The sequence below is a fragment of the Micromonospora sp. MH33 genome, assembly GCF_003013775.1.
Lineage (GTDB): Bacteria > Actinomycetota > Actinomycetes > Mycobacteriales > Micromonosporaceae > Micromonospora > Micromonospora fulviviridis.
The window spans coordinates 1-23,599 of sequence record NZ_MUYZ01000037.1 but is presented as its reverse complement, the minus strand read 5'-3'; the positions used below and the strand labels follow the sequence as shown (position 1 = coordinate 23,599).

Genomic DNA, 23,599 nt, shown 5'->3' with positions numbered 1-23,599 from the left:
AGGGGTGACCCCGCGCGTCCGTACGACGGGCCGGGGCGGTCGGGGCGAGGATGGGACGGTGACGTCCGGCGTCGCCGCGCTCTGGTCCGCCCGCACCTCGCTGCGCATCCTGGTCCGGCGCGATCTCGCGGTGAAGTACCAGCAGTCCCTGCTGGGCTATCTCTGGTCGCTCATCGAGCCGCTCGGCATGGGCCTGATCTACTGGTTCGTCTTCGGCGTGCTCTACTCCGGCGCCACCCGGCGGCACCTGGGTGACGCGGCCGGGTCGTACCCGCTCTTCCTGATCACCGGGATCTTCGCCTGGATGTGGGCCAGCTCGGCGTTGACCGAGGCGGCCAACGCGCTGACCGGGCAGGCCCGGCTGATCACCACGATGAACCTGCCCCGGCAGGTCTTCCCGATCGGCCGGGTCACCGGCCGGTTCGCCGAGTACGCCGCCGGCCTGCCCATCCTGGTCGCCATCGCGGCCCTCTACGCCGCCCACGGCCGGATCCACCTCGGCTGGACGCTGCTCGCGCTGCCGCTGGCCGTGGCGGTGCAGTTCGTCCTGCTGGTGGGGCTGGCGCTGCTGCTGTCGGCGGGCAACGTGCTGATGCGCGACATCGAGCGCTTCATGCGGCTGATCATCCGGGTGCTCTTCTACGCCACCCCGATCATCTATCCGCTGAACCTGGTCCGGGGCTCGGGCATGCCGGGCTGGCTGAAGGTCGCGTACGAGCTGAACCCGCTGGTCGGGATCTTCCAGCTGCACCACGCGATCTGGTATCCGGACGAGTTCCCCGACGCCCGGCTGCTCACCGTCACCGTGGCGGGCAGCCTGCTGGTGTTCGCGTTGGGCTGGTGGTCGTTCCGCCGCCTCGAACCGGCCGTGCTCAAGGAACTGTGAATGGCGGCCATCATCGAGGCGGACCGGCTCGGCATCCGGTTCGTCCGCAACCGCCGCCGCCAGCTCCGGCTGCGGGAACTGCTCATCCACCGGGGCGCCCGGGACCCGGACGCCGGCCGGTTCTGGCCGCTCCGGGACGTGTCGTTCCGGATCGAGCCGGGCGAGACGGTCGGCGTGGTCGGGCGCAACGGCACCGGCAAGAGCACGCTGCTGCGGCTGATCGCCGGGGTGCTGATCCCCGATGAGGGCTCGGTCCGGGTGCACGGCCGGGTGGCCCCGCTGCTGGAACTCTCCGCCGGTTTCTCCGGGGACCTGACCGGCCGGGAGAACCTCTACCTGGTGGGCGGGCTGCACGGGCTGTCGACGGGGTACCTGCGCCGGCACTTCGACGAGATCGTCTCGTTCGCCGGTGAGCAGGTGGAACGGGCCATCGACACCTCGGTCCGGCACTACTCGTCGGGGATGAAGGTCCGGCTGGGTTTCGCGGTGATCGCCCACCTGCCGCACCCCGTGCTGCTGGTGGACGAGGTGACCGCCGTCGGGGACGCGGAGTTCCGCGCGAAGTGCTATGCGACCATCGAGCGACTTCTCGCGGAAGGGCGCACGCTGGTGCTGGTGTCACACAACGAAAAGGACCTCACCCGGTTCTGTCGTCGGGGGCTCTACCTCGACGCCGGCCGGCTGACCGTCGACGGGACGATCGACGAGGCGCTGCACGCGTACGCCAGCGCGACGCAGCGGTGACGCTCGCGATCGTGCTCGCCGCCGGGCCGGCGGCGGGCCTGACCACCGACGCCGGGGAGCGCCTGGTCGACCGGCTCGCCGGGCAGTGGCGGCGGGCCGGGGCGGACGAGGTGCGGGTGGCCGCCGACCTCTCCGAGCTGGCCGACCTGGTGGCCGAGGCCACCGGGCCGGTGCTGGTCAGCGGGGCCGACCTGGTGGCGCACACCGCCGTACTCAAGCATCTGGCGACCAGTCCGGTGGGGCCGACGGTGGCCCTGGTGCTCACCGACCCGCCGGCCGCCGGGCAGGCCACGGTCCGCGAGGAGCGCGGCCAGGTGGTCGCGGTGGACGACCCGGCGGGCGCGACCGGCGTGTTCGGCGGCGCGCTGCGCGTCGGCCGGGCCGACCTGCCGGCCCTCGCCGCCGCCGCCCGCGCCGTGGCCGGGCCCGCGACCGGCGGCATGGCGTCGGCCCCCGAGGGCCCGGCGTCCGCCCTGGACCGGATCGTCGCCGGCCTCGTCGGCTGCGGCACCCTGGTCTTCGCCCACCGGGTACGCCTGCTCGTGGCGCACCGGGTCGGCGACCCGGCGGAACTGGCCGCGGCGCAGGCGGCCGTGGCCGCGGTGGACGAGGACCGGGCCGAGCTGAAGCTGTCGGTGAAGGAGCGGGACGACTTCTTCACCACCTTCTTCGTCAGCACCTGGTCCCCGTACGTGACCAAGGCGGCCGCCCGGATCGGCCTGGGCCCGACCGCGGTCACCATGATCTCGGTGGCCTTCGCGGTGGCCGCGGCGGTGCTCTTCGGCGTGGGCGGGCGGCTCGCGCTGGTGGCCGGTGGGGTGCTGCTCTACCTGGGCTTCGTGCTGGACTGCGTGGACGGCCAGTTGGCCCGCTACACCCGGCACTTCAGCGCCTGGGGCGGTTGGCTGGACACGATGGCCGACCGGGCCAAGGAGTACGTCGTCTACGCCGGTCTCGGCTACGGCGCCACGCACGCCGGCTTCCGCTACGGCTGGGCGCTGGCGATCGCCGCCATGACCCTGCAGACCGTGCGGCACATGACCGACACCTGGTACGGGGTGCTGCACGACGAGGCGGCGCGGCGCCCCCGGGCGGCGACCGGGGACGCGGGCGGCATCGGCGGGAAGCTGAACGCCGCCTCGACCAAGGTGCAGGCGGACACCGGCTCGGTTTCCTACTGGCTGAAGCGGACCGTGGTCTTCCCGATCGGTGAGCGGTGGGCGCTCATGGCGGTGGCCGCCGCGCTGTTCGGGCCGCTGGTGGCGCTCTGCGCGGTGCTGGTGTGGGGGGTGCTGGCGTTCGCGTACACCGGGGCGCTGCGCACCCTGCGGGCGTGGTGGATGCGGGTGCCGGTGCTGACCACGGTCGACACCGGCCTGCACCGCGACGACGGGCCGCTGGTCCGGGCCCTGCCGGTGGTGCGCGCACCGCTCGTGCTCGCGGTGGCCGGTGCGCTCGGCGCGGCGGGGCTGCTGCTGTGGGCGCTGCTGGCGGTCCACGCCGGGGGCGGCCTGCCCGGCTGGGCGGTGACGTTCGCGCTGGTGGTTCTGCTGGGCGGGGCGCAGGGTGCGCGGGCGGCGCACGACGGGCCGCTGGACTGGCTGGTTCCGGCCGCGCTGCGGGCGGGGGAGTACCTCTTCGCCATCGCCGTCGGGGTGGCCGGGCGGGTGTCGCCGTGGCTGATCTTCGGGTACGTCTTCGTGCTGACCCTGCACCACTACGACCTGACCGCCCGCTTGGAGAAGCGGCAGGCGGCCCCGCCGCTGCACGCCGCCACGCTCGGCTGGGAGGGGCGTTCCGCGTTGCTGACCATCGGGTCGATCGCCGGAATTGCGAGCATCGCTCTGGCTACACTCGGTACGTACCTTCTCGTGGTTTTTGTCGCGAGTGTGGTCCTCGCCTGGGTGGTCCTGCCGGCCCGCGCCCGTGGGGGTGACCGCTCGCCGGGCTGACGGAGGGCCGGCCGGATGACCCTGATCAGCTTCGTCGTACCGGCCTTCAAGGTGCAGGGTTACCTGCGGGAGTGTCTCGACTCGATCCTCGACCAGCCGTTCGACGACCTCGAGGTGATCGGGATCGACGACGCCTCCCCGGACGGCAGCGGCGAGATCCTGGACGAGTACGCGGCCCGCGACCCCCGGGTCCACCCGGTGCGGCTCGTCGAGAACGTCGGGCTCGGTCCGGCCCGCAACATCGGGCTGGACCGGGCCGTCGGCGAGTACGTCTGGTTTGTTGACGGCGACGACTGGCTGGTCGCCGGCTGCCTGCCGCACGTGGCCGCCCGGCTCCGGGCCACCCGCCCGGACGTGCTGGTCGTCGACCACGTCCGGGCGCACTGGAACAACGCCGGCACCCGCAGCGCCATGCGGGAGGTGTTCCCCGAGCCGCCCGGCGAGGCGACCTTCGGGCTGCGGGACCGGCCGGAGACCCTGCGGCTGCTGCACACCGCCTGGAACCGGCTGGTCCGCCGGGAGTTCCTGGTCGAGCAGGGGCTGCGCTTCGAACCCGGCTGGTACGAGGACGTCTCGTTCAGCTATCCCGCCCTGATGGCCGCCGAGCGGATCGGCGTACTGGACCGGGTCTGCCTCAACTACCGGCAGCGCCGGACCGGGGCGATCACCCGGACCCGGGGTGACCGGCACTTCGAGGTCTTCGCGCAGTGGCACCGGGTGTTCCGGCGGATGGACCGCTGGGGGCCGGCGGTGGCCGAGCTGCGCCCGGCCCTCTTCGAGCGCATGATCTGGCACTACCTGACCGTGCTGGGCAACGGCGAGCGGATCGCCGCCGAGCTGCGGCCGCCGTTCTTCGCCCAGATCCACGCCGACTACGTCCGCTTCCTGCCGCCCGAGGGCTACCCGGTCCCACCCGGCCTGGAGGGGGTGAAGCACCGGCTGGTGGCGGCCGGGCGGTGGCGTACGTTCAGCGCGCTCCGCGCCGCCCACCACGCCGAGGAGCAGGCCCGGCACACGGCCCGGCGGGTCAGGCGGCGGGTGCTGCCGGTGGCCCGGCGTGCCGCCCGCGGGGCCCGGGACGCGGCGCTGCGCGAGTACTACCGGGCCGAGTTGCACCGTCCGCTCGACCCGACGCTCGCCGTCTACGCGGCGTACTGGTACCGGGGCTACTCCTGCAACCCGGCCGCGATCTACACCGCCGCCCGCCGGCTCGTCCCGCAGGTGCGCGGCGTCTGGATCGTCCGCCGGGACCGGGTGGCCGTGCTGCCGCCGGGCGTGGAGTACGTGGTCGCCGGGACCCGGGACTACTACCGGGTGCTGGCCCGGGCCCGCTGGCTGGTCAACAACGTCAACTTCCCGGACTTCGTCCGCAAGCGACCCGGTTCGGTGCACGTGCAGACCCACCACGGCACCCCGGTCAAGGTGATGGGCCTGGACCAGCAGCGCTACCCGGTCGGTGCGGTGGGGATGGACTTCACGAACCTGCTGCACCGGGTGGACCGCTGGGACTACAGCGTCAGCGCGAACAGCTTCTCCACCCAGATGTGGGAGCGGGCCTACCCGGCCGACTACACCACGTTGGAGGTCGGCTATCCGCGCAACGACCGGCTGGCGCTGGCCACCGCCGAGGAGTGCCGCCAGGTCCGCGCCGCGCTGGGCATCGGCCCCGACGAGTACGTGGTGCTCTACGCGCCGACCCACCGCGAGCACCTGCCCGGCTGGCAGCCCCCGTTCGACCCGGACCGGATGCGCGACGTGCTCGGCCCGTCCGGCCGGCTGCTGATGCGCAGCCACTACTTCCACGACCGGGAACGGCAGCTGCGGGGTGCGTCCGACGGTGCGGTGCTGGACGTGAGCACGTACGACCGGGTGGAGGACCTGTACCTCGTCGCGGACGTGCTGGTCACCGACTATTCCTCGGCGATGTTCGACTACGCGGTGCTGGACCGGCCGATCGTGGTCTACGCGCCGGACTGGGAGGCGTACCGGGTGGCCCGGGGTGTCTACTTCGACCTGCTCGCCGAGCCGCCGGGCGCGGTCGCCGTCGACTTTCCCGGGCTGCTCGACGTCTTCCGCGGCGGCGCGGTGCGCGGGGCGGAAGCCGAGCAGGCCCGGCAGCGGTTCCGGGCCCGGTTCTGCGCGCTCGACGACGGGCACGCCGCCGAGCGGGTGGTCCGCCGGGTCTTCCTGAACGAGCCGGCCTGATGGTTACCCGACGGTCACCTTACCGATGGAAGACCGCCGATCCCGCGTAATAGGTCTTTCACGATGTGAACATCGCACGTTTACCCGATGTGCGGACCCCATGATCCTGGTCACAGTCATTCCCGGGTTCGGCCGAGAGCTGGGGAGGAGACGGTGACGACCGTCGCGCTCAAGGATGTCACCAAGGTGTTCCAGGACGGAACAATCGCGGTCGACACCATCAATCTGGATGTCAACGACGGCGAGTTCATGGTGCTGCTCGGTCCCTCGGGCTGCGGCAAGTCCACCGTGCTGCGGATGGTCGCCGGGCTGGAGGATCCCACCTCCGGCGCGGTGATGCTCGGTGGCGAGGTGGCCAACGACCTGCCGCCCCGGGACCGGAAGATCGCCATGGTCTTCCAGGACTTCGCCCTCTATCCACACATGACCGTGGGCGACAACATCGGCTTCCCGCTCCGGCTCTCCGGCGTCGAGCCCGGGCCGCGCGGCGAGCGGATCCAGGACGTGGCGAGCGCGCTGGGCATCGGCGACGTGCTCGGGCGCAAGCCCAGCCAGCTCTCCGGCGGCCAGCGGCAGCGGGTGGCGATGGGGCGGGCGATAGTGCGCCGGCCCGGCCTGTTCCTCATGGACGAGCCGCTCTCCAACCTGGACAGCGGCCTCCGCGCCGAGTTGCGCGCCGAGATCTCCGGGCTGACCCGCGAGCTGGGCGTCACCACCATCTACGTCACGCACGACCAGGCCGAGGCGCTGACCATGGCCGACCGGGTCGCCATCATGCGCAAGGGCGTGCTCCAGGACGTGGGCACCCCCACCCAGGTGTACGGCCGTCCGGCCACCCTCTACGTCGCCGCGTTCCTCGGCAGCCCGCGGATGAACCTGCTGGAGGCGTCGGTCTACGTCCACCTCGACCGGTACGTGGCGCTGAACCTCGGCGAGCAGGCGCTCTACCTGCCCTGGGACGACATCCGCAGCCGGGCCGTGGCGCACTATCACGGCGAACGGATCGTGGTCGGCATGCGGGCCGAGGCGCTCACCCCGGTCGCCCCGGACACCGCCGGCGACGTGCTGCACGGCCGGATCCGCTACCTGGAGCACCACGGCCACGAGTCGCTGGCCTTCCTCGACATCGGCGCCACGGCCATCGTGGTGGACGAGATGGGCACCCCCGCGGAGAACGCGGCCCCCGGCCAGCGCGGCCTGCGCCGGTTCGGCCAGGTGATGCAGCGCCTCGCCGGTCGGGCGGCGGACGCCCCGGTCTCCGCCGCGCCGAGCGGCGGCGGGAGCCGGACCAGCGTGCTCCCCGACCTTGGCCGGCACCACCGCCGCCCGGCGGAGCTGGCCGTGCGGCTGGCCCCGTACCCGGCGGTGTCGGCGGGGCACCCGCTCGCCGTCCAGGTGCGGATGGACGCGCTGCACTTCTTCGACGAGCGCGGCGACCGGATCGACGTGGGCTGGCGCTGAGAGCCTTCGCCGGTGGGTTTCCCGCCGCGTGCTCTCCCGCACGCAGGTGTCCTGCGGCGGCCATGCTGTGTCACGGTCGGCAGGCCAGCGGGAAGGGGCGTCCCCGGCCCTCGCTGGATGGGCCCGCGCCAGCGCGGTGACAGTGTGGTCACGCGGGGCGTCAGGGTCGGAAGCCGTCGCGTACGCCGGGCGTCGTTGAGAATTGAGTTGACCCCTTCTCCGCCCGGCCCAAGGGTGGCGGGATGGGGACCGTGATCCGCAACGTGTCGTTCGACTGCGCCAACCCGTACGAGCTGGCGCACTTCTGGGGCAGGGTCTTCGACTGCCCGGTCGACCCGGATTTCAAGCCCGACGACGAGGAACTCGTCATCGAGCCGCCCGGCGGCTCGCGGCTCTACTTCCAGCGCGTGCCGGAGCCGAAGACCGTGAAGAACCGCGTGCACATCTGCCTGGAGCCCGACGTGCCGCGCGACCGGGAGGTCGAGCGGGTCCTGGCCCTGGGCGCCACCGTCGTCGCCGACCGGCGAGAGCCCGACGGCAGCGGCTGGGTCGTGCTGGCCGACCCCGAGGGCAACGAGTTCTGCGTGCTGCGCAGCGATGCCGAGCGAGCCCTTGCCCGAGAAGTTACTGGCGAGTAGCGTCTGGGCATGCCCATCGACTCTCGCCAGGTGGCGGCCGGTCTGCTGGAGGCCGTGCCGTTCGCCCGCACGCTCGGTATCGAATTCGTCGAGGTCGCCCCCGAGGCCGAGGGCGGCGTCCGGGCCGTGGTCCGGCTCCCCGACGTACCGGAGCACCACAACCACGTCGGCGGCCCGCACGCCGGGGCCATGTTCACCCTCGGGGAGACCGCCTCCGGGGCGGTGGTGCTCGCCGCGTTCGGGCAGGTGCTCGACCGGGCCGTGCCGCTGGCCGTGACCGCCACCATCCGCTACCAGAAGGTCGCCCTGGGGCCGGTCCTGGCCACCGCGCGGCTGGGGCGTACCCCGGCCGAGGTGCTCGCCGAGCTGGACGCCGGGCAGCGGCCGGAGTTCCCGGTCGAGGTGGAGATCGGCACCGAGGACGGCACCGTGACCTCGGCGCTCACCGTGATCTGGACACTCCGCCCGAACCGCTGACGTCCGAATCGGGTTTGCCCGGCCGGTGCGCTGGATAGATTCAGGCAATGCTGGGCCTACCCGCTCACGTGACCGCCTGTCTCTTCGATCTGGACGGTGTGCTGACGCAGACCGCCAAGGTGCACAACGCCGCCTGGACCGAGACCTTCAACGCGTTCCTGAAGGCGCGTGCGGCGATCACCGGCGAGCCGTTCCGCCCATTCGACCCCGGCCCGGACTACAACCGGTACGTGGACGGAAAACCGCGCGCCGACGGGGTGCGCTCGTTCCTGGCCTCGCGCGGGATCACCCTGCCCGAGGGCTCGCCGGACGACCCGCCCGAGGCGGAGACCGTCAACGGGGTGGGCAACCGGAAGAACGTCATCCTGCTCAAGCGGATCCACACCGACGGCGTCGAGGTCTACGAGGGCTCGGTGCGCTACCTGGAGGAGGCCGTCCGGGCCGGGCTGCGCCGGGCGGTGGTCTCGGCCAGCGCCAACTGCCGGGACGTGGTCGCCGCCGCCGGGCTGGAGCCGCTCCTGGAAGCGCGGGTGGACGGGCTGGTGGCCCGCGAGCGCGGGCTGCGCGGCAAGCCGCACCCGGACACCTTCCTGGCCGGCGCGCAGTTGCTCGGCGTGCCGCCGGAGAACGCCGCCGTCTTCGAGGACGCGCTGGCCGGCGTCGCCGCCGGAAAGGCCGGCGGCTTCGGGTACGTGGTCGGCGTCGACCGGGTCGGCCAGGCCGACGACCTGCGTGCGCACGGCGCCGACGTGGTCGTCACCGACCTGGCCGAGCTGCTCACCGGGGCGCACGCGTGATCCGGGAACGGGCGTACCCGGTCGAGCCGTGGCACGTCCGGGAGACCCGGCTCGACATGGACGTCCTGGCCCAGTCCGAGTCGGTCTTCGCCCTCTCCAACGGCCACGTCGGGCTGCGCGGCAACCTCGACGAGGGCGAGCCGCACGGCCTGCCCGGCACCTACCTGAACTCCTTCTACGAGCTGCGCCCCCTGCCGTACGCGGAGGCCGGCTTCGGTTTCCCCGAGTCCGGGCAGACCGTCGTCAACGTCACCAACGGCAAGCTCATCCGGCTGCTGGTCGACGACGAGCCGCTCGACGTCCGCTACGGCGAACTGCTCTCCCACGAGCGGGTGCTCGACCTGCGCGCCGGCACCCTGCACCGTGAGCTGCACTGGCGCTCGCCGGCCGGCCGGGACGTGAAGGTCCGCAGCACCCGGCTCGTGTCGTTCACCCAGCGGGCGGTCGCCGCGATCCACTACGAGGTCGAGGCCCTGGAGGGGCCGCTACGGCTGATCCTCCAGTCCGAACTGGTGGCCAACGAGACCCTGCCGCCGCAGAGCAGGGACCCTCGCGTGGCCGCCGTGCTCGAGTCGCCGTTGCAGGCCGAGGAGCAGCTGACCACCGACGACGGCGGGCTGCTCATCCACCGCACCAAGGTCAGCGGGCTGCGGGTCGCGGCCCAGATGGCGCACGACGTGGCCGCCCCGGAGCGCACCACCATGGAGTCCGAGGGCTACGAGGACTGGGTCCGTACCACCATCGGCTGCGTGCTCAAGCCCGGCCAGACGCTGCGGGTGGTCAAGTACCTGACGTACGGCTGGTCCAGCCGGCGGTCGCTGCCGGCGCTGCGCGACCAGACCGGGGCGGCGCTGGCCGCGGCCCGGCTGGACGGCTGGGACGGGCTGCGCCGGGAGCAGCGGGAATACCTGGACGAGTTCTGGGACGCCGCCGACGTGCGGGTGGAGGGCGACCCGGAGGTGCAGCAGGCCGTCCGGTTCGGCCTCTTCCACGTGCTCCAGGCCGGCGCCCGCGCGGAACGCCGGCCGATCGCCGCCAAGGGCCTCACCGGCCCGGGGTACGACGGGCACGCGTTCTGGGACACCGAGATGTTCGTGCTGCCGGTGCTCACCTACACCCAGCCGGGCGCGGTGCGGGACGCGCTGCACTGGCGCTACTCGACCATGGGCCAGGCGCAGGAGCGGGCCCGGACGTTGAACCTGGCCGGGGCCGCCTTCCCGTGGCGGACCATCGAGGGCCCGGAGTCGTCGGCGTACTGGCCGGCCGGGACCGCCGCGTTCCACATCGCCGCCGACGTGGCCGACGCGCTGCGCCGGTACGTGCTGGTCACCGGCGACCAGGCGCTGGAAAAGGAGATCGGCCTGGAGCTGCTGGTGGAGACGGCCCGGCTGTGGCGCTCGCTCGGCCACCACGACCGCACCGGCCGGTTCCACATCGACGGGGTTACCGGCCCGGACGAGTACACCGCGATCAAGAACGACAACGTCTACACCAACCTGATGGCGCAGCGGAACCTGCTCACCGCCGCCGACTGCGCGATGCGCCACCGGGACCAGGCCCTCGACCTCGGCGTCACCGAGGAGGAGGCGGCCACCTGGCGGGACGCGGCCAACGCCATGCACCTCCCGTACGACCAGGAGATCGAGGTGCACGGCCAGGTGGAGGGCTTCACCCGGTTGCAGGAGTGGGACTTCGAGCACACCCCGCCGGAGAAGTATCCGCTGCTGCTGCACTACCCGTACTTCGACCTGTACCGGAAGCAGGTCGTCAAGCAGGCGGACCTGGTGCTCGCCATGCACTGGCGGGGTGACGCGTTCACCGGCCCGGAGAAGATGCGCAACTTCCACTACTACGAGCGGCGCACCGTACGGGACTCCTCACTGAGCGCCTGCACCCAGGCGGTGATGGCGGCCGAGGTGGGTCACCCCGAGCTGGCCCACCGCTACCTGCGCGAGGCCGCGCTGATGGACCTGCACGACCTGAACGAGAACACCCGGGACGGGGTGCACATGGCCTCGCTCGCCGGGGCCTGGATCGCCCTGGTCGCCGGCTTCGGCGGCCTGCGCGACCACGACGGCACGCTCTCCTTCTCGCCCCGGCTCTCCAGCCGGCTCGGCCGGTTGGAGTTCTCCCTCCAGTGGCGGTCGATGCGGCTGCGGGTGGACGTCCGGCCGCACCAGACGACGTACTCGCTGCGCAACGGGGGGCCGGACACGGTGATCGAGCTGCGCCACCACGGCGAGCCGATCCGGGTCACCGCCGCCCAGCCGGTCACCGTGCCGGTGCCGCCGGCGCGCCCGTCCGGGCCGGAACCCGAGCAGCCGCCGGGCCGGGCGCCCCTGCTGCGCCTGCCGGAGAACCTGAGCTGAGCGAAGCCCCGGCCCGCGTGCTCGCGGGCCGGGACTTCACCGGCGTACGTCAGAACTGGCGGCCGTTGGACGGCCGGCCGCCGGCGTCACGCGGCGCCGCCGCCCGTGGGTCGTCGGCGGTGCGTGCCACGGAGGCGCGGTCCGCCCAGTCCTCCGAGCCCTTCAGCTCCTGTTTGCGGCGTTCCTGATCGGTGAGCTCCTGCTCTCGGGACCTGTCCTGTTTCGCCATGACGATCCTCGCGATCCGTCGGGGTCCGTGGTCACCCCGCGCCTTCCCGATCCGGTCCGGCTCAACCGTCGAGGTGCCGGGCGAAGCTCAGCCGCAGGTGGTTCTTCGGCCGGGCGCCGACGATAGAGCCCACCACCTGGCCGTCGCGGAACACCAGCATCGTCGGCATCGACATCACCTGGTACGCGCGGGTGCTCTGCGGGTTCTCGTCCGAATTCACGGTGACGAAGCGCAGCGCGTAGCCGAACTCCTCGGCCAGCTCCGCCAGGTGCTTCGACACCGGGCGGCAGGGCGGGCACCACTCCGCCCAGAAGTCGACCACCACCGGCCGGTCGGCGGCCAGCACGACGGCCGCGAAGGTTTCGTCGGTGACCGGGGTCAGTCGGCCCTGCTGCGTGTCCTGAGGCATGTTTCCTCCCGATGGGCGATCGCGCCGGCGAGCTGGTCGTGCAGCTGGTGGCGGACCGCGCCGAGCCGGTCGAGGTAGTCGTCCACCTCGGCGAGCTTGCGCCGCAGCACCGCCACCGAGTCGGGGCAGACGTCCCCGGAGCTGTTCCCGGCCCGCAGGCAGGCCACGAACGGCCGGATGTCGTCCAGCCCGAAACCGACCGCCAGCAGCGCCCGGATCTCGTGCACGACGCGCAGCTCCGCCTCGTCGTAGACCCGGTAGCCGTTCGCCGACCGGCGCGGGCACACCAGCCCCTGGGACTCGTAGTACCGCAGGGTGCGGGTGCTGGTCCCGGCCCGCTCCGCCAACTCCCCGATCCGCATCCCACCCACCCCACCCGCCAGCTCACCCCATGACCGCCCAAACGCTAAACCTTGCCGCCAACGTCAAGGCAACCCATCACCGGTGCGGTGCGGTGCGGTGCGGTGCGGTGGAGGGTGGAAGGTGAGGTGGGGGTGGGTGGGGGTATGCGGCGGGTGGGAGGTGTCGGGGGATGGCTGAGACGACTGAGGTGAGCGTGCCGGTGGTAAACGGGGGGCTGCCGGCCGACGTGATCGTGCCGTCGGGGGCCGTGGGGGTGGTGTTGTTCGCGCACGGGAGCGGCAGCTCGCGGCACAGCCCGCGCAACGTGGCGGTGGCGCACCAGTTCAACGGGCGGGGGCTGGGCACCGTGCTGGTCGACCTGCTCACTCCCGAGGAGGACGAGCGGGACGCGGTCACCGCCGAGCTGCGCTTCGACATCGGGATGCTGGCCGAGCGGCTGGCCGCCATCGTCGACTGGATGGCCGCCGAGCCGACCCTGGGCCGGCTGCCGATCGGGCTCTTCGGAGCCAGCACCGGTGCGGCCGCCGCCCTGGTCGCCGCGGCCGGCCGCCCGGAACAGGTCGGCGCGGTGGTCTCCCGGGGCGGCCGTCCGGACCTGGCCGGCAGCTCGCTGTCGGCGGTACGCGCCCCGACGCTGCTGATCGTCGGTGGGCTGGACGAGGAGGTGATCGTGTTGAACGAGCAGGCCCAGGCCGAGCTGGGCGAAGTCGCCGAGCTTCGGATCGTGCCCGGCGCCACCCACCTCTTCGAGGAGCCGGGCACCCTGGATCAGGTGGCCGACCAGGCCGGCACCTGGTTCATCACCCACCTCCGCCAACCGCACCCGGCCTGAGTCGGCTCAGCCGGGCGCCGCCAGCCGCACCCGGCCTGAGCCGGGGTCACCCGGGCAGGGCGGCCCGGTGGCGTTGCACGGTGTCCAGCACCCGCCAGGTAACCGCGGCGATCGGCACCGAGACGAACGCGCCCGCGATGCCGGCGATCAGGGTGCCGGCGGTGACCACGACCAGGATGACGGCCGGGTGCAGCTGGACCTGCCGCTTCATCACCAGCGGCTCCAGCAGGTTGCCCTCGATCTGCTGCACGGCGATCACCGCGGCGAGGGTGAGCAGGGCGGTGGTGGGGCCGTTGGCGGCCAGGGCGACCAGCACGGCGACCGCGCCGGCCACGGTGGCGCCGATGATCGGCACGAACCCGCCGAGGAAGGTGATCAGCGCGAGCGGCAGGGCCAGCGGGACCCGCAGCAGCACCAGTGCCAGCCCGATGCCGATGGCGTCGATCGCCGCGATGATCATCGTGCCCCGGCTGTACGCGCCGAGCGTCCGCCAGCCGGCCCGGCCCGCCCCGGCGGTCAGGTCGCGGCGCGGCCCGGTCATCCGGCGCAGCACCCAGTGCCACATCGACCGGCCGTCCTTGAGCAGGAAGAAGAGGAGCACCAGGCCGAGCAGGATCGAGCCGGCCACCTCGGCGGCCGTCCGGGCCCCGGCGACCGGGTCGGGGGCGCTGCCGCCCAGCCCCTCCCGGATCTGCTTGATCTGGCGGTCGAGCTGCTCGTCGGTGACCGGCAGGCTGGAGGTGACGAAGTCGCGGCTGCGCTCCAGGCCCTGGTCGAGCTGCTGGCTCAGCTCGCCGAACTGGCTCGCCGTCAGGTTCCACACCAGCGCCCCGACGCCGACCAGGACGCCGAGCAGCAGCAGGACGCTGAGCAGGGCGGCCAGCGCCGCCGGCACCCGGAGCCGGCGGAGCCGGAGCAGCACCGGGTCGAGCAGCGCGGTGAGGAAGAGCGTGCCGGCCAGCGCCACGGCCAGTGGCGCCAGCAGCACCGCGATCTTCCCGAGCAGCCAGAGCGCGGCGACGACCACCACGAGACACGCGCTCCAGGTGACGGCCGTCCGTACCGGCCAGGGCAGCCCCGCCCAGGTGTGCCGCGGTCCCGCCGTCCGGCTTCGCTCCGCCGGCCCCGGCGTCCCAGCGTCCTCGTCCACGTCGCCTCCTCGATCGTGGCCGTTCGGTACCCGACGCACACGAATCCGACACCCGGTCGGCCTTCGGGCGCGGAGCGTTTGTGCCTCCAGCCCCCGGGAAGGCATTCAAGGAGCGAAGGGAGAACAGGCATGAGCGACTTCATGGACAAGGCCAAGGACATGGCCGACAAGCACGACAAGCAGGTCGACCAGGGGATCGAGAAGGGCGGCGACATGGCCGACAAACGGACCCAGGGCAAGTACGACCAGCAGATCGACAAGGGCGTCGACATGGCGCAGCAGCGGACCGGTCAGGGCGACACCGGACGCTGACCGCGCCCCGCGATCCCGGGCTGTCCCGCGTGGGCGGCCCGGGATCGCCGTGTCGGACCCGGAACAATTCTCTGGTCTGCACCGACCGATCTCGCTACCATCCGCAGTCGGGGCATGACTCAGTGTCGAGTCGTGCGGAGTCGACCCGCACCGCCTGCGGTGCCGTGGACGAGAGCGAGCCAACCGGTGACCGACACTTCCCAGGCGACCATCCCGCAGCGCTACCCGTTCAACGCCCCTGTCCGGCTCGACCTGGACGCCCGCTACGCCGAACTGCGCGAGCAGCCGCTGGTCCGGGTCCAACTGCCCTACGGCGAGCCCGCCTGGCTGGCCACCCGGCACGCCGATGTGAAGACGGTGCTCGGGGATCCCCGGTTCAGCCGGGCCGCGTCGGTCGGCCGCGACGAACCCCGGAACACCCTGCGCCAGCAGGAGACCGGCATCCTCTCGATGGACCCGCCGGAGCACACCCGGCTGCGCCGGCTGGTGGCGAAGGCGTTCACCGCGCGGCGGGTCGAGGAGCTGCGGCCGCGTACCCGGGCGGTGGCCGACGAGCTGGTCGACGGGCTGCTCGCCGCCGGGCCGCCCGCCGACCTGGTGGCGCACCTGGCCACCCCGCTGCCGATCCGGGTGATCTGCGACCTGCTCGGCGTGCCGGTGTCCGACCAGGACAGGTTCCACACGTGGTCGGAGGCGATCGTCTCGACCACCTCGCTGGAGCCGGGTCTCGCCCAGCACTACCTCGACAACCTGCTCGCCTACATGGGCGAGCTGGTCGCCCGGCGCCGGGTCGAACCCACCGACGACCTGCTCAGCGCGATGGTCCGGGCGCGCGACGAGCACGCCGACCGGCTCACCGAGGAGGAGATGGTCACCCTCGCCGCCGGGCTGCTCGCCGCCGGCCACGAGACCACCGTGACCCAGATTCCCAACATGGTGTACGTCCTGCTCACCACCCCCGGCGCCTGGGACACCCTGCGGGACCGGCCGGAGCTGGTGCCGGCCGCCGTCGAGGAGCTGATGCGGTTCATCCCGCTCGGCGCGACGGCGGCCTTCCCCCGCTACGCCACCGAGGACGTCGAGCTGGGCGGGGTGCTGGTCCGGGCCGGCGAACCGGTGGTGGTCAACATCGCGGCGGCCAACCGGGACGACGCGGTGTTCACCGACGCCGACCGGCTCGACCTGACCCGTACGGTCAACCCGCACCTCGGCTTCGGGCACGGCGTGCACCACTGTGTCGGCGCGCAGCTGGCCCGGATGGAGCTGCGGGTGGTGCTGGAGACCCTGCTCGACCGGGCGCCGGGGCTCCGGCTCGCAGTGCCCGTGGAGGAGCTGACCTGGAAGAGCGGCCTGCTGGTGCGGGGCCTGGTGGCGATGCCGGTGGCCTGGTGAGCCGGGCCGGAGCGGGGGAGGAAGCGTGAGCGAGGGGACCGAGTGGCGGCTGCACGTCGACCCGACCCGGTGCATCGGTTCAGGGATCTGCGCCGGTGTGGCACCGCAGCACTTCGTGCTGGTCGACGGGCTGTCTCGGCCGGTGGCCGAGCGGATAGCCGCCGACGAGTCGGTGCTGGACGCGGCCGAGTCCTGCCCGCTGGAGGCGATCGTGGTGTCCGACCTGGACAACCTCCGGCGGATCGCCCCGGAGGGCTGATCGGTCAGCAGCCGGGGTAGCGCACCCCGTTGACGTTGACCCGGAGGCTGAACAGCGAGCTGGAGGCGCAGATGTAGAGCTGGTTGCGCTTCGGGCCGCCGAAGGTGAAGTTGGCGACCACCTCCGGCAGGTGCAGCTTGCCGAGCAGCGTGCCGTCCGGGTCGAAGCAGTGCAGCCCGTCGTGCGCGGCCACCCAGACCCGGCCGGCGTCGTCGAGGCGTACGCCGTCGAAGGAGCCGGCGTCGCAGGTGGCGAAGACCTCGCCGCCGCGCAGGGCGCCGCCCTCGGTCACGGCGAACCGGCGCAGGTGCTTCGCCCGGGTGTCGACCACGTAGAGCAGGGACTCGTCGGGGCTGAACGCCAGCCCGTTCGGCTGCCCGAAGTCGTCGGCGACCCGGCGTACCTCGCCGTCGTGCGGGTCGACCCGGTAGACGTGGTTGCCGCCGATCTCGCTCTCGGCCCGGTGGCCCTCGTAGTCGCTGTCGATGCCGTAGCTCGGGTCGGTGAACCAGATCGATCCGTCGGAGTGCTCGACCACGTCGTTCGGGCTGTTCAGCCGCTTGCCGCGCCAGCGCTGGGCGAGCACCGTGTCGGTGCCGTCGGCCTCGGTCCGGGTGACCCGCCGCCGGCCCTGCTCACAGCTCACCAGCCGCCCCCGCCGGTCGACGGTGTGCCCGTTGGCGTAGCCGGCCGGTTGGCGGAACACGCCGACCGCGCCGGTGGTCTCGTCCCAGCGCAGCAGCCGGTCGTTCGGGATGTCGCTGAAGACCAGGTAGCGCCCGGCGGAGAACCAGGCCGGGCCCTCCAGCCAGCGGCCCCCGGTCCAGAGGCACTCCGTCCACTCGTCGCCGTTGACCCGGCGGAACCGCTCGTCCCGCAACTCGAAACGCGTCCTGAACCGATCCACGCCGACCGCCTCCAGCCGTGACTGATGTTCGGCAGGAAGCTAACATGGCCGAACCAGAATCGGGTATGAGGTGAAACACCGAACGGAGGCGCGACCGTGGACGACGTCGACCGGAAGCTGCTGGCGGCACTGCAACACGACGCCACCCAGTCGTACGCGGCGCTGGCCGGGCAGGTCGGGCTGTCCACCGGGGCGGTCCACGAGCGGGTGCGCAAGCTGCGCGAGCAGGGGGTGGTACGGCGGACCACCGTGGACGTCGACCCCGCCGCGGTCGGCCGGGGCGTGCTGGCGTTCGTGCTGGTGGAGGCGAACGCCTGGATGGGCGACCAGCCCACCCGGGAGGCGCTCGCGGCGCTGCCCGAGGTGGAGGAGGCGCACGTCATCGCCGGCCCCGCCTCGCTGCTCGTGAAGATCCGGGTCGGCACGCCCGAGCAGCTCCAGGCGAGCCTGCGCCAGCTGTTCCAGGTGGAGGGCGTCACCGGGACGCAGACCGTGGTGGTGCTGGAGAGTTTCTTCGAGCGCCCGCTCGACCCGTACCCGCAGACCTCCTGACACGCGGCGGCGGCCACGCCCCCCGTGCCGGGAGCGTGGCCGCCGCGGTCGGTGGTCAGGACTTCTCGCGCAGCTCCCGCATCGAGGTGGGCCGGCCGCTCAGCGCGTCGCGCATCCGGTCGACCAGCCCGGTGCCCGGGGCGAGCAGCTTGTTCGCGGGCGGGTGGTCCGGGGCGGCCGGGTGCGGCCGGGTCGGCGCAGACTTCTTCGCCGCCTCCACCTTGCCGGCCAGCTCGACCAGCTCCTCCCGGGCGCAGGCCGCGCGGAGCCGGGGGAAGAGGTCGTTCTCCTCGTCCTGTACGTGGTGCCGGATGGTCGCGGTCAGCTTGGTCAGCAGCTCGTCGAAGCGCGGCTCGGAGGGGTCGAGGGACGCCAGCTCCTTCATGGTCCGCTCGGCGGCGGCGTGCTCGTAGATCTCGTGCTCGGCGAGCTGGTCGCCGTCGGGGAGGGCCTTGCGGGCGGCCGGGTAGACATAGGCCTCCTCGGCCACGGAGTGCCGGACCAACTCGGCGATCACCACGTCGGCGAGCTGCCGCCGGTGCTCCGGGGTGCCCTGCCGGCTCTCCAGCTCGACGAAGATCGCCTCGACCTCGCGGTGGTCCGTCATCAGGACGTCGACGACGTCCCGTTCCGTCTGTACGTCGGTCATCTGAGTAGCCCCTTACCGGTGGGTTGCGGAACGGCTTGTCCGACCACTACCCCCGCCCGGACGGTCGAACCAGCCGGATCTCCGGTGCCTCCCGCGACGAGAGTCCCGGCGGCGACCGCCTCCGTTAATCTGCGGGCCAGCTGTCCGGCAAGCGTTCCGTCCGCCAGGAGGATCCGTGACCTTCCGTTCCAGCCGCTGGCTGCTCGCCACCGTCGCCGCAGGGGCGGTGGCCGCCGCCGGGCTGGGCCTGGCCCACCGGATCACCACAGCCGACACCGGCGCGGCCAACAGCGAGGCCCGCAACGTCATCCTCATCAACGGCGACGGCATGGCCGCCGCCCAGCGCGAGGCGGCCCGCCTCTACCTGGCCGGCCTCGACGGCCAGCTCACCATGGACGAGCTGCCGTACTCCGGCCAGCTCACCACCAGCCCGCACGACCCGACGACGCCGATCACCGACTCGGCCGCCGCGGCGACCGCCTGGGCCACCGGCGAGAAGACCTACAACGGCGCGATCAGCGTCGACGTGGACGGCAAGCCGCTGCCCACCCTCGGCGCCCAGGCCAAGGCGGCCGGCAGAGCCACCGGCCTGGTCACCACCGCCCAGGTCACTGACGCCAGCCCGGCGGCCTTCTTCGCCAACACCACCGACCGCTCCGCACAGGACGAAATCGCCCGGCAGTACCTGGAGGTCAGCCGGCCGGACGTCATCCTGGGCGGCGGCGAGGACTGGTGGTTGCCGGCCGGCAACGCCGGCGCGTACCCGGACCAGCCGGCCGAGGACCGTTCCGAGGCCAGCAGGGGCACCAAGGGCGACCTGGTCGCCGAGGCGGAGGCCAAGGGCTACCGGTACGTCTCCACGGCCGCCCAGCTCCAGGTCGCCAAGGGTGGCAGGCTGCTCGGCCTCTTCGGCAACGAGGAGCTGTTCCAGCAGCGGCCCGAGGGCGAGGGCGACGTCTACGCCCCGCCGGTCAGCCTGGCCACCATGACGGAGAAGGCGCTGTCGACGCTGTCGACGAACAGGAAGGGCTTCTTCCTCCTCGTCGAGGAGGAGGGCATCGACGAGTTCGCCCACGAGAACAACGGCACCCGGATGCTGCAGGCCCTCGGCGAGCTGGAGAAGGCCGTGGCGGTGGCCCGCACCTACGCCGCCACCCACCCGGACACCCTGCTCGTGGTCACCGGCGACCACGAGTGCGGCGGCCTGACCGTCGAGGACACCGGCACCTCCGACGAATCCGGTGACGGCGTCTCGGCCGAGGACGGGCCGTTCCCGATCAAGGGCAGCGGCCAGAGCTTCAACCTGGACTGGACGACCAGCGGCCACACCGGCGCCGACGTGCCGGTGACCGCGTACGGTCCGCTGGCCGAGCAGTTCACCGGCAAGCACCCGAACACCCACGTGCACGGCGTGCTCGCGCAGGTGCTCACCCGCTGATCGGCTCGCGCAGCAGGGCGGGCAGCTCACCGAGGGCGGTCAGCGCGCGGCCGACCCAGGCGGGATCGCTGTCGTTGTGCTCGGTGGTCCGGACCACGGTCATGCCGACCGCCGCCGCGCCCGCCAGCTCGCCATCCGCGCCGTCGCCCACGAAGACGCAGTCGGCCGGCGTGACCCCGAGACGCTCGGCCGCCAGCCGGTAGATCGCCGGGTCGGGCTTGGCCAGGCCCACGTCGCTGGAGAAGACCGCGACGTCGAACCGGCGGGCCAGGTCGGTCGAGGGCCACGCCTCGGCGGTCTCCGCGGTGGCGTTGCTGACCAGCCCGATCGGGTGGCCGTCGGCGCGCAGCGCGTCCAGCATCGCGACGGTTTCCGGCGGGACGCCCGACAACAGCCGCCGGGCCAGCTCCCGGCGGTGCGCGGCGGCCCGGGTCACCTGCTCCTCGGTGGGCGTGCCGCCGAGCCGCCGGGCCAGGATGCTTACCGTCTCCGCGGCGTCCCAGCCGGTCATCCGGTCCCGCCAGGTCGCGTGGTACGCGTCAACCAGCGCGGCCGGCTCCACCCCCACCATCAGCGCCATCTCGCCGACCACCCGGTCCCGCTCGGGGTCCCCGCCGGGCACCAGGGTGTGGAACAGGTCGAAGATCACCGGTCGTGGCACGGTCCAGACTCTAGCGAGGTCAGCGACCGGCCGGTGAGCGAACAGACGCCGAAGGGCCGGCCTCCCCGCCCGGGGAGACCGGCCCTTTTCGGCTCGGTCAGGAGCTGTAACCGCGGCCGGCGATCCAGTTGGCCAGCTCGGTCACGTCCATCCAGTACGTCGGCTCGTTCGGGCTGGCCGGGTCGGCGATCAGCACCGTGTTGCCGTCGTCCTTGTATTCCACCACGGTCAGGTAGTGACCGGGGTAGCTGTGCTCGACACCGTCGATGTCCAGCGCGCCGCCCAGGATGTTGGCGACGACCGGCCGACCCTGGTCCACGGCAGTCCTGACGTCCGCCCGCAGGCGCTCGACCTGCTCCTTGGTGGCCACGTCGTCCCGGATCTCGGTGGTCTTGTACTTGCCACCGGTGTACTCGTTGAGCACCCGGGTGATGTCGATGGCCGAGTCGGTGCCGTTCTCGGTGGTGCCCAGCTTGGCGGCCAGCTCGTCCTGGCTGACCTCCTTGCCCTCGGCCGACAGGGCGATCCGGGTCGAGGCCGGGCCGCAGTAGAAGAAGTTCGGCTGCGCCTCGTACTCGTAGCCGGCGCTGCGTTCGCCCTTGCCCTTGGCCACGGCCGGCACGGCCTTCGGACCGGCCGGCGCCGGTGCGGCGTGCGCCGCCACGGCCGGGCCGGCGACGACGCCGCCGGACATGCACAGGCCGGCGACGGACAGCATGCTCTTACGGAGGATCGAGTTCATGGCGAGGCTCCATTCGGGGGTTGACGTCTCCGGCGTGCGGAGACGTGGCACCGGGAGTGGCGCTCGGCGTGCTCGGGGTGTCTCGGTGCGCTCCAGGGCGCGGCCCCACTCGCTCACCGGGGGCGGCGGGCCTGCCGCCCGCTCGCTCATATCGCTCGTACGGGAGGTGCAACGGCCCGGGGCCGGCCCCGATTTCCCCAGGTGGCGGCCATCACGGTTTAACCGGACATCGGGCGCGTACGGGCCGGCGGCGCGCTGACGCCCGGGTCAGTTGGTGCCGGTGGGAAGGCTGCCGAGGAGTCGGGTCACGGCGATCTCGATGACCACGCGCTGCGGATTCGGACGCGGGGTGCGGTAACGGGCGGCGTACCGCCGCTCGGCCTCGGCCACCGACTCCGGGTCGCGGCGCAGCACCGCCCGGCCCTCGACGGTCAGCCACCAGCGGCCGTCGACCTGGCAGACCGCCACGGGCACGCCCGCCGGGCCGGCCGCGGCGACGTGCCGGGCCTTGGCCGAGGTGCCGGAGGTGATCACGCGGGCCAGTCCGGCGTCCGCGTCGAGGGTGACCCCCACCGGTACGACGTGCGGGGTGCCATCCGCGCGCAGGGTGGTCAGCGTGGCGAGGTGCCGGTCCCGAAAGAACCGGGCGACCCGCTCGTCGTGTGGGTCCAGCCGGTGGTCGCCCGCCATGTCCCGTCCTCGGTGCCCTGGTCCGGGCCGACCGCCGGCCCCGCGCCGATCATGACACGGGGCGGCGCGCCCGGCCCGGCCCCGGTGGGGAGTCCGACCGGTCGGGCAGCCCACGCTGCGCGGCCCGGTGCTTCGCGGCCAGCCGGCCCAGGTAGATCAGCGCACCGGCCAGCACGCCCATGTCGTCCAGGTAGATCGGGTCGGGAAGCAGGTCCACCGGCAGGATCGTGTAGATCAGCGCGCCGTAGAAGGCGACCTTGCCGCCGACCCCGAGCGCGCCCAGCATGCGGCGGGTGCGGACCACCCGGACGGCGAGCAGCACCGCCCCGACCAGCGTCGCCAGCGCGGCGACGGCGGCGAGCACGACAAGTACCCAGGCTTCACGGGACACGAGGTCACGCTAACCGAGCCGGGCCAGTTCCGCCGGAGGCGTCAGTACGCCGGCACGGCCGCCCGCCCCCGGGCCACCGGGGTCAGCTCGCGGGTGGTCTCGGCGGCCCGGGTGGGCGTCGGCAGCTCGCGGGTGGTCTCCGGCCCGGCCAGGTCGACGATGGACAGCGACGACCGCGGCGCGGCGGCCGGCCGGGTCGCCACGTACGCCTCGTCACGCAGGCTCCGCGCGGCGGCGGCAGCCAGCTCGGCGGCGCGCCATGCGGCCTGCTCCCGCTCCAGGGCGGCCTGCTGCCGGGCCCGCAGGTTGTCCCGGACCAGCCGGCGCAGCAGCAGCTCCTGCTCCACCGGGTGCCGGCGCGGGTCCCAGCCCCGGTGACCGAGGATGTCGCTGAGCTGCTGCACGGTGATCTCCTTGCGCCACTGGGCGTCCAACGCCGCCCGGTGCAGCCAGCGCTCCCGGTCCACGTACTCGGCAGGGGTCCGGGCGGTCCGGGGCAGGGGCAGCGCCGCGGCGGCGGCCAACCGGCGGACGTCCTCCTCCGCCGCCTCGTACGCCCGCCACGCCTCCTCGACCTCCTCCTGCGCGGCCAGCCACTCGGTCCGGCGCCGCTCGGCGGTGGCCGTCGCCCGGGACGCGGCCACCGCCACCTCCTGCGCGTACCGGGCCTGCTCGCGGGCCTCCTCGCGGGCCTGCTCGGCCAGGTCGATGCTGCTCGGCCGGGCGGCATCGCTGATCCGGTCGCCGAACACCGTCCGGAACCGGGCCGGGCGGACGATCAGGGCGGCGACCACGATCGCCGCCACGGCGAGCAGGGCCAGCCAGATCACGGCGGCCCGGGGAACGTCGGGCAGGACGGTGGAGAAGACGGTCTGCATCACCAGCACCTCGTGGTGGAACGGTCGGAGTCAACGGTGGGGGCCCGGTCGACGGGCGGAAGGTCGCGCGGCAGCGACGGGGATACGCGGCGGGGCGCGGTCGCGGGGCGCCGGGGCGTACCCGGGGAGAGACCGGCGCGGTCAGGCGCGCGGCGGACCGCGGCGGGCGTTGGCGGTCCGGCCGGGGTCGGCGGCGAGGACGACGTCCCGGCCCGC

The 23,599-nt window shown here is 73.1% G+C and carries 26 protein-coding genes; 15 read left to right on the top strand and 11 right to left on the bottom strand.

What is annotated here, in order from left to right:
- The first annotated feature begins 58 nt into the window (after positions 1 to 58).
- From B0E53_RS09030 to B0E53_RS08990, 9 genes are all read left to right on the top strand, one after another.
- Positions 59 to 886, top strand: coding sequence for an ABC transporter permease (locus B0E53_RS09030; RefSeq protein WP_107075604.1), 828 nt, complete (start codon positions 59 to 61; stop codon positions 884 to 886).
- Positions 887 to 1,630: an ABC transporter ATP-binding protein gene (locus tag B0E53_RS09025; RefSeq protein WP_107075603.1), complete on the top strand. Its 744-nt coding sequence runs from the start codon at positions 887 to 889 to the stop codon at positions 1,628 to 1,630.
- Positions 1,631 to 1,668: 38 nt separating this feature from the next.
- Positions 1,669 to 3,582, top strand: coding sequence for a DUF5941 domain-containing protein (locus tag B0E53_RS09020; RefSeq protein ID WP_246835305.1), 1,914 nt, complete (start codon positions 1,669 to 1,671; stop codon positions 3,580 to 3,582).
- 15 nt (positions 3,583 to 3,597) lie between these two features.
- Positions 3,598 to 5,787: a bifunctional glycosyltransferase family 2 protein/CDP-glycerol:glycerophosphate glycerophosphotransferase gene (locus B0E53_RS09015; protein ID WP_107075601.1), complete on the top strand. Its 2,190-nt coding sequence runs from the start codon at positions 3,598 to 3,600 to the stop codon at positions 5,785 to 5,787.
- Between the two features lie 153 nt (positions 5,788 to 5,940).
- Positions 5,941 to 7,248: an ABC transporter ATP-binding protein gene (locus B0E53_RS09010; RefSeq protein ID WP_107075600.1), complete on the top strand. Its 1,308-nt coding sequence runs from the start codon at positions 5,941 to 5,943 to the stop codon at positions 7,246 to 7,248.
- A 242-nt stretch (positions 7,249 to 7,490) separates the two neighbouring features.
- Positions 7,491 to 7,886 carry a VOC family protein gene (locus B0E53_RS37450; protein WP_168215279.1) on the top strand — a complete coding sequence of 132 codons (396 nt, stop codon included), beginning with the start codon at positions 7,491 to 7,493 and terminating at the stop codon, positions 7,884 to 7,886.
- 9 nt (positions 7,887 to 7,895) lie between these two features.
- Positions 7,896 to 8,363, top strand: a complete 468-nt coding sequence (locus B0E53_RS09000) for a DUF4442 domain-containing protein (protein ID WP_107075598.1) — start codon at positions 7,896 to 7,898, stop codon at positions 8,361 to 8,363.
- Positions 8,364 to 8,410: 47 nt separating this feature from the next.
- On the top strand, positions 8,411 to 9,160 hold the full coding sequence (locus tag B0E53_RS08995; protein WP_107075597.1) for a beta-phosphoglucomutase family hydrolase: 750 nt from the start codon (positions 8,411 to 8,413) through the stop codon (positions 9,158 to 9,160).
- On the top strand, positions 9,157 to 11,529 hold the full coding sequence (locus tag B0E53_RS08990; RefSeq protein WP_107075596.1) for a glycoside hydrolase family 65 protein: 2,373 nt from the start codon (positions 9,157 to 9,159) through the stop codon (positions 11,527 to 11,529). Before B0E53_RS08995 ends, B0E53_RS08990 begins: the two co-directional genes overlap by 4 nt.
- Before the next feature lie 49 nt (positions 11,530 to 11,578).
- Here B0E53_RS08990 and B0E53_RS08985 read toward each other — a convergent pair whose 3' ends face one another.
- The 3 genes from B0E53_RS08985 to B0E53_RS08975 all read right to left on the bottom strand — a co-directional run bounded on the left by B0E53_RS08985 (position 11,579) and on the right by B0E53_RS08975 (position 12,529).
- Positions 11,579 to 11,758, bottom strand: coding sequence for a hypothetical protein (locus tag B0E53_RS08985; protein WP_107075595.1), 180 nt, complete (start codon positions 11,756 to 11,758; stop codon positions 11,579 to 11,581).
- A 61-nt stretch (positions 11,759 to 11,819) separates the two neighbouring features.
- Positions 11,820 to 12,167 (bottom strand): thioredoxin, encoded by a 348-nt coding sequence (gene trxA / locus B0E53_RS08980; RefSeq protein ID WP_107075594.1) that lies wholly within the window; start codon positions 12,165 to 12,167, stop codon positions 11,820 to 11,822.
- The gene (locus B0E53_RS08975) at positions 12,137 to 12,529 is read right to left on the bottom strand and encodes a MerR family transcriptional regulator (protein ID WP_107075593.1); all 393 of its coding nucleotides are present in this window, start codon (positions 12,527 to 12,529) and stop codon (positions 12,137 to 12,139) included. Before B0E53_RS08975 ends, trxA begins: the two co-directional genes overlap by 31 nt.
- A 170-nt stretch (positions 12,530 to 12,699) precedes the next feature.
- Between B0E53_RS08975 and B0E53_RS08970 the strand changes: the two genes are divergently transcribed.
- On the top strand, positions 12,700 to 13,362 hold the full coding sequence (locus B0E53_RS08970) for a dienelactone hydrolase family protein (RefSeq protein ID WP_107075592.1): 663 nt from the start codon (positions 12,700 to 12,702) through the stop codon (positions 13,360 to 13,362).
- Positions 13,363 to 13,408: 46 nt separating this feature from the next.
- On the opposite strand, the gene B0E53_RS08965 is transcribed toward B0E53_RS08970, so the two are convergent.
- Complete coding sequence (locus B0E53_RS08965; protein ID WP_107075591.1) at positions 13,409 to 14,512, bottom strand: AI-2E family transporter; 1,104 nt, start codon at positions 14,510 to 14,512, stop codon at positions 13,409 to 13,411.
- A 129-nt stretch (positions 14,513 to 14,641) separates the two neighbouring features.
- Between B0E53_RS08965 and B0E53_RS08960 the strand changes: the two genes are divergently transcribed.
- The 3 genes from B0E53_RS08960 to B0E53_RS08950 all read left to right on the top strand — a co-directional run bounded on the left by B0E53_RS08960 (position 14,642) and on the right by B0E53_RS08950 (position 16,475).
- Positions 14,642 to 14,824, top strand: coding sequence for an antitoxin (locus B0E53_RS08960; protein ID WP_107075590.1), 183 nt, complete (start codon positions 14,642 to 14,644; stop codon positions 14,822 to 14,824).
- 186 nt (positions 14,825 to 15,010) lie between these two features.
- Positions 15,011 to 16,216 (top strand): cytochrome P450, encoded by a 1,206-nt coding sequence (locus tag B0E53_RS08955; protein WP_210406002.1) that lies wholly within the window; start codon positions 15,011 to 15,013, stop codon positions 16,214 to 16,216.
- Positions 16,217 to 16,241: 25 nt separating this feature from the next.
- The gene (locus B0E53_RS08950; RefSeq protein ID WP_091314890.1) at positions 16,242 to 16,475 is read left to right on the top strand and encodes a ferredoxin; all 234 of its coding nucleotides are present in this window, start codon (positions 16,242 to 16,244) and stop codon (positions 16,473 to 16,475) included.
- A 4-nt stretch (positions 16,476 to 16,479) separates the two neighbouring features.
- Here B0E53_RS08950 and B0E53_RS08945 read toward each other — a convergent pair whose 3' ends face one another.
- Positions 16,480 to 17,382 carry an SMP-30/gluconolactonase/LRE family protein gene (locus B0E53_RS08945; protein WP_107075588.1) on the bottom strand — a complete coding sequence of 301 codons (903 nt, stop codon included), beginning with the start codon at positions 17,380 to 17,382 and terminating at the stop codon, positions 16,480 to 16,482.
- 96 nt (positions 17,383 to 17,478) lie between these two features.
- Here B0E53_RS08945 and B0E53_RS08940 point away from each other — a divergent pair, with 96 nt between their 5' ends.
- Positions 17,479 to 17,934 (top strand): Lrp/AsnC family transcriptional regulator, encoded by a 456-nt coding sequence (locus B0E53_RS08940; RefSeq protein ID WP_107075587.1) that lies wholly within the window; start codon positions 17,479 to 17,481, stop codon positions 17,932 to 17,934.
- Between the two features lie 55 nt (positions 17,935 to 17,989).
- Here B0E53_RS08940 and B0E53_RS08935 read toward each other — a convergent pair whose 3' ends face one another.
- Positions 17,990 to 18,583: a hemerythrin domain-containing protein gene (locus B0E53_RS08935; RefSeq protein WP_107075586.1), complete on the bottom strand. Its 594-nt coding sequence runs from the start codon at positions 18,581 to 18,583 to the stop codon at positions 17,990 to 17,992.
- Positions 18,584 to 18,758: 175 nt separating this feature from the next.
- On the opposite strand from B0E53_RS08935, the gene B0E53_RS08930 reads away from it, so the two are divergent.
- A complete protein-coding gene (locus B0E53_RS08930; RefSeq protein ID WP_107075585.1) occupies positions 18,759 to 20,021 on the top strand; it encodes an alkaline phosphatase in 1,263 nt (420 codons plus the stop codon).
- Here the strand turns inward: B0E53_RS08930 and B0E53_RS08925 are convergent.
- From B0E53_RS08925 to B0E53_RS08905, 5 genes are all read right to left on the bottom strand, one after another.
- A complete protein-coding gene (locus B0E53_RS08925; protein WP_107075584.1) occupies positions 20,011 to 20,682 on the bottom strand; it encodes an HAD-IA family hydrolase in 672 nt (223 codons plus the stop codon). The two genes, B0E53_RS08930 and B0E53_RS08925, sit on opposite strands and share 11 nt — an antisense overlap.
- Positions 20,683 to 20,779: 97 nt before the next feature.
- Positions 20,780 to 21,424 carry a C39 family peptidase gene (locus B0E53_RS08920; protein WP_107075583.1) on the bottom strand — a complete coding sequence of 215 codons (645 nt, stop codon included), beginning with the start codon at positions 21,422 to 21,424 and terminating at the stop codon, positions 20,780 to 20,782.
- Positions 21,425 to 21,691: 267 nt separating this feature from the next.
- A complete protein-coding gene (locus B0E53_RS08915) occupies positions 21,692 to 22,114 on the bottom strand; it encodes a TIGR03618 family F420-dependent PPOX class oxidoreductase (protein ID WP_107075582.1) in 423 nt (140 codons plus the stop codon).
- 49 nt (positions 22,115 to 22,163) lie between these two features.
- Positions 22,164 to 22,505, bottom strand: a complete 342-nt coding sequence (locus tag B0E53_RS08910; RefSeq protein WP_107075581.1) for a YkvA family protein — start codon at positions 22,503 to 22,505, stop codon at positions 22,164 to 22,166.
- Between the two features lie 41 nt (positions 22,506 to 22,546).
- Complete coding sequence (locus B0E53_RS08905) at positions 22,547 to 23,383, bottom strand: hypothetical protein (RefSeq protein ID WP_107075616.1); 837 nt, start codon at positions 23,381 to 23,383, stop codon at positions 22,547 to 22,549.
- Positions 23,384 to 23,599: the final 216 nt, after the last annotated feature.

Excerpts from the sequence above, each read along its gene's own strand:
- B0E53_RS09025 (WP_107075603.1), top strand. The coding sequence starts at position 887 with ATGGCGGCCATCATCGAGGCGGACCGGCTCGGCATCCGGTTCGTCCGC.
- B0E53_RS09015 (WP_107075601.1), top strand. The coding sequence starts at position 3,598 with ATGACCCTGATCAGCTTCGTCGTACCGGCCTTCAAGGTGCAGGGTTAC.
- B0E53_RS37450 (WP_168215279.1), top strand. The coding sequence starts at position 7,491 with ATGGGGACCGTGATCCGCAACGTGTCGTTCGACTGCGCCAACCCGTAC.
- B0E53_RS09000 (WP_107075598.1), top strand. The coding sequence starts at position 7,896 with ATGCCCATCGACTCTCGCCAGGTGGCGGCCGGTCTGCTGGAGGCCGTG.
- B0E53_RS08995 (WP_107075597.1), top strand. The coding sequence starts at position 8,411 with ATGCTGGGCCTACCCGCTCACGTGACCGCCTGTCTCTTCGATCTGGAC.
- B0E53_RS08985 (WP_107075595.1), bottom strand. The coding sequence starts at position 11,758 with ATGGCGAAACAGGACAGGTCCCGAGAGCAGGAGCTCACCGATCAGGAA.
- trxA (WP_107075594.1), bottom strand. The coding sequence starts at position 12,167 with ATGCCTCAGGACACGCAGCAGGGCCGACTGACCCCGGTCACCGACGAA.
- B0E53_RS08975 (WP_107075593.1), bottom strand. The coding sequence starts at position 12,529 with ATGCGGATCGGGGAGTTGGCGGAGCGGGCCGGGACCAGCACCCGCACC.
- B0E53_RS08970 (WP_107075592.1), top strand. The coding sequence starts at position 12,700 with ATGGCTGAGACGACTGAGGTGAGCGTGCCGGTGGTAAACGGGGGGCTG.
- B0E53_RS08960 (WP_107075590.1), top strand. The coding sequence starts at position 14,642 with ATGAGCGACTTCATGGACAAGGCCAAGGACATGGCCGACAAGCACGAC.
- B0E53_RS08935 (WP_107075586.1), bottom strand. The coding sequence starts at position 18,583 with ATGACCGACGTACAGACGGAACGGGACGTCGTCGACGTCCTGATGACG.
- B0E53_RS08920 (WP_107075583.1), bottom strand. The coding sequence starts at position 21,424 with ATGAACTCGATCCTCCGTAAGAGCATGCTGTCCGTCGCCGGCCTGTGC.
- B0E53_RS08915 (WP_107075582.1), bottom strand. The coding sequence starts at position 22,114 with ATGGCGGGCGACCACCGGCTGGACCCACACGACGAGCGGGTCGCCCGG.
- B0E53_RS08905 (WP_107075616.1), bottom strand. The coding sequence starts at position 23,383 with ATGCAGACCGTCTTCTCCACCGTCCTGCCCGACGTTCCCCGGGCCGCC.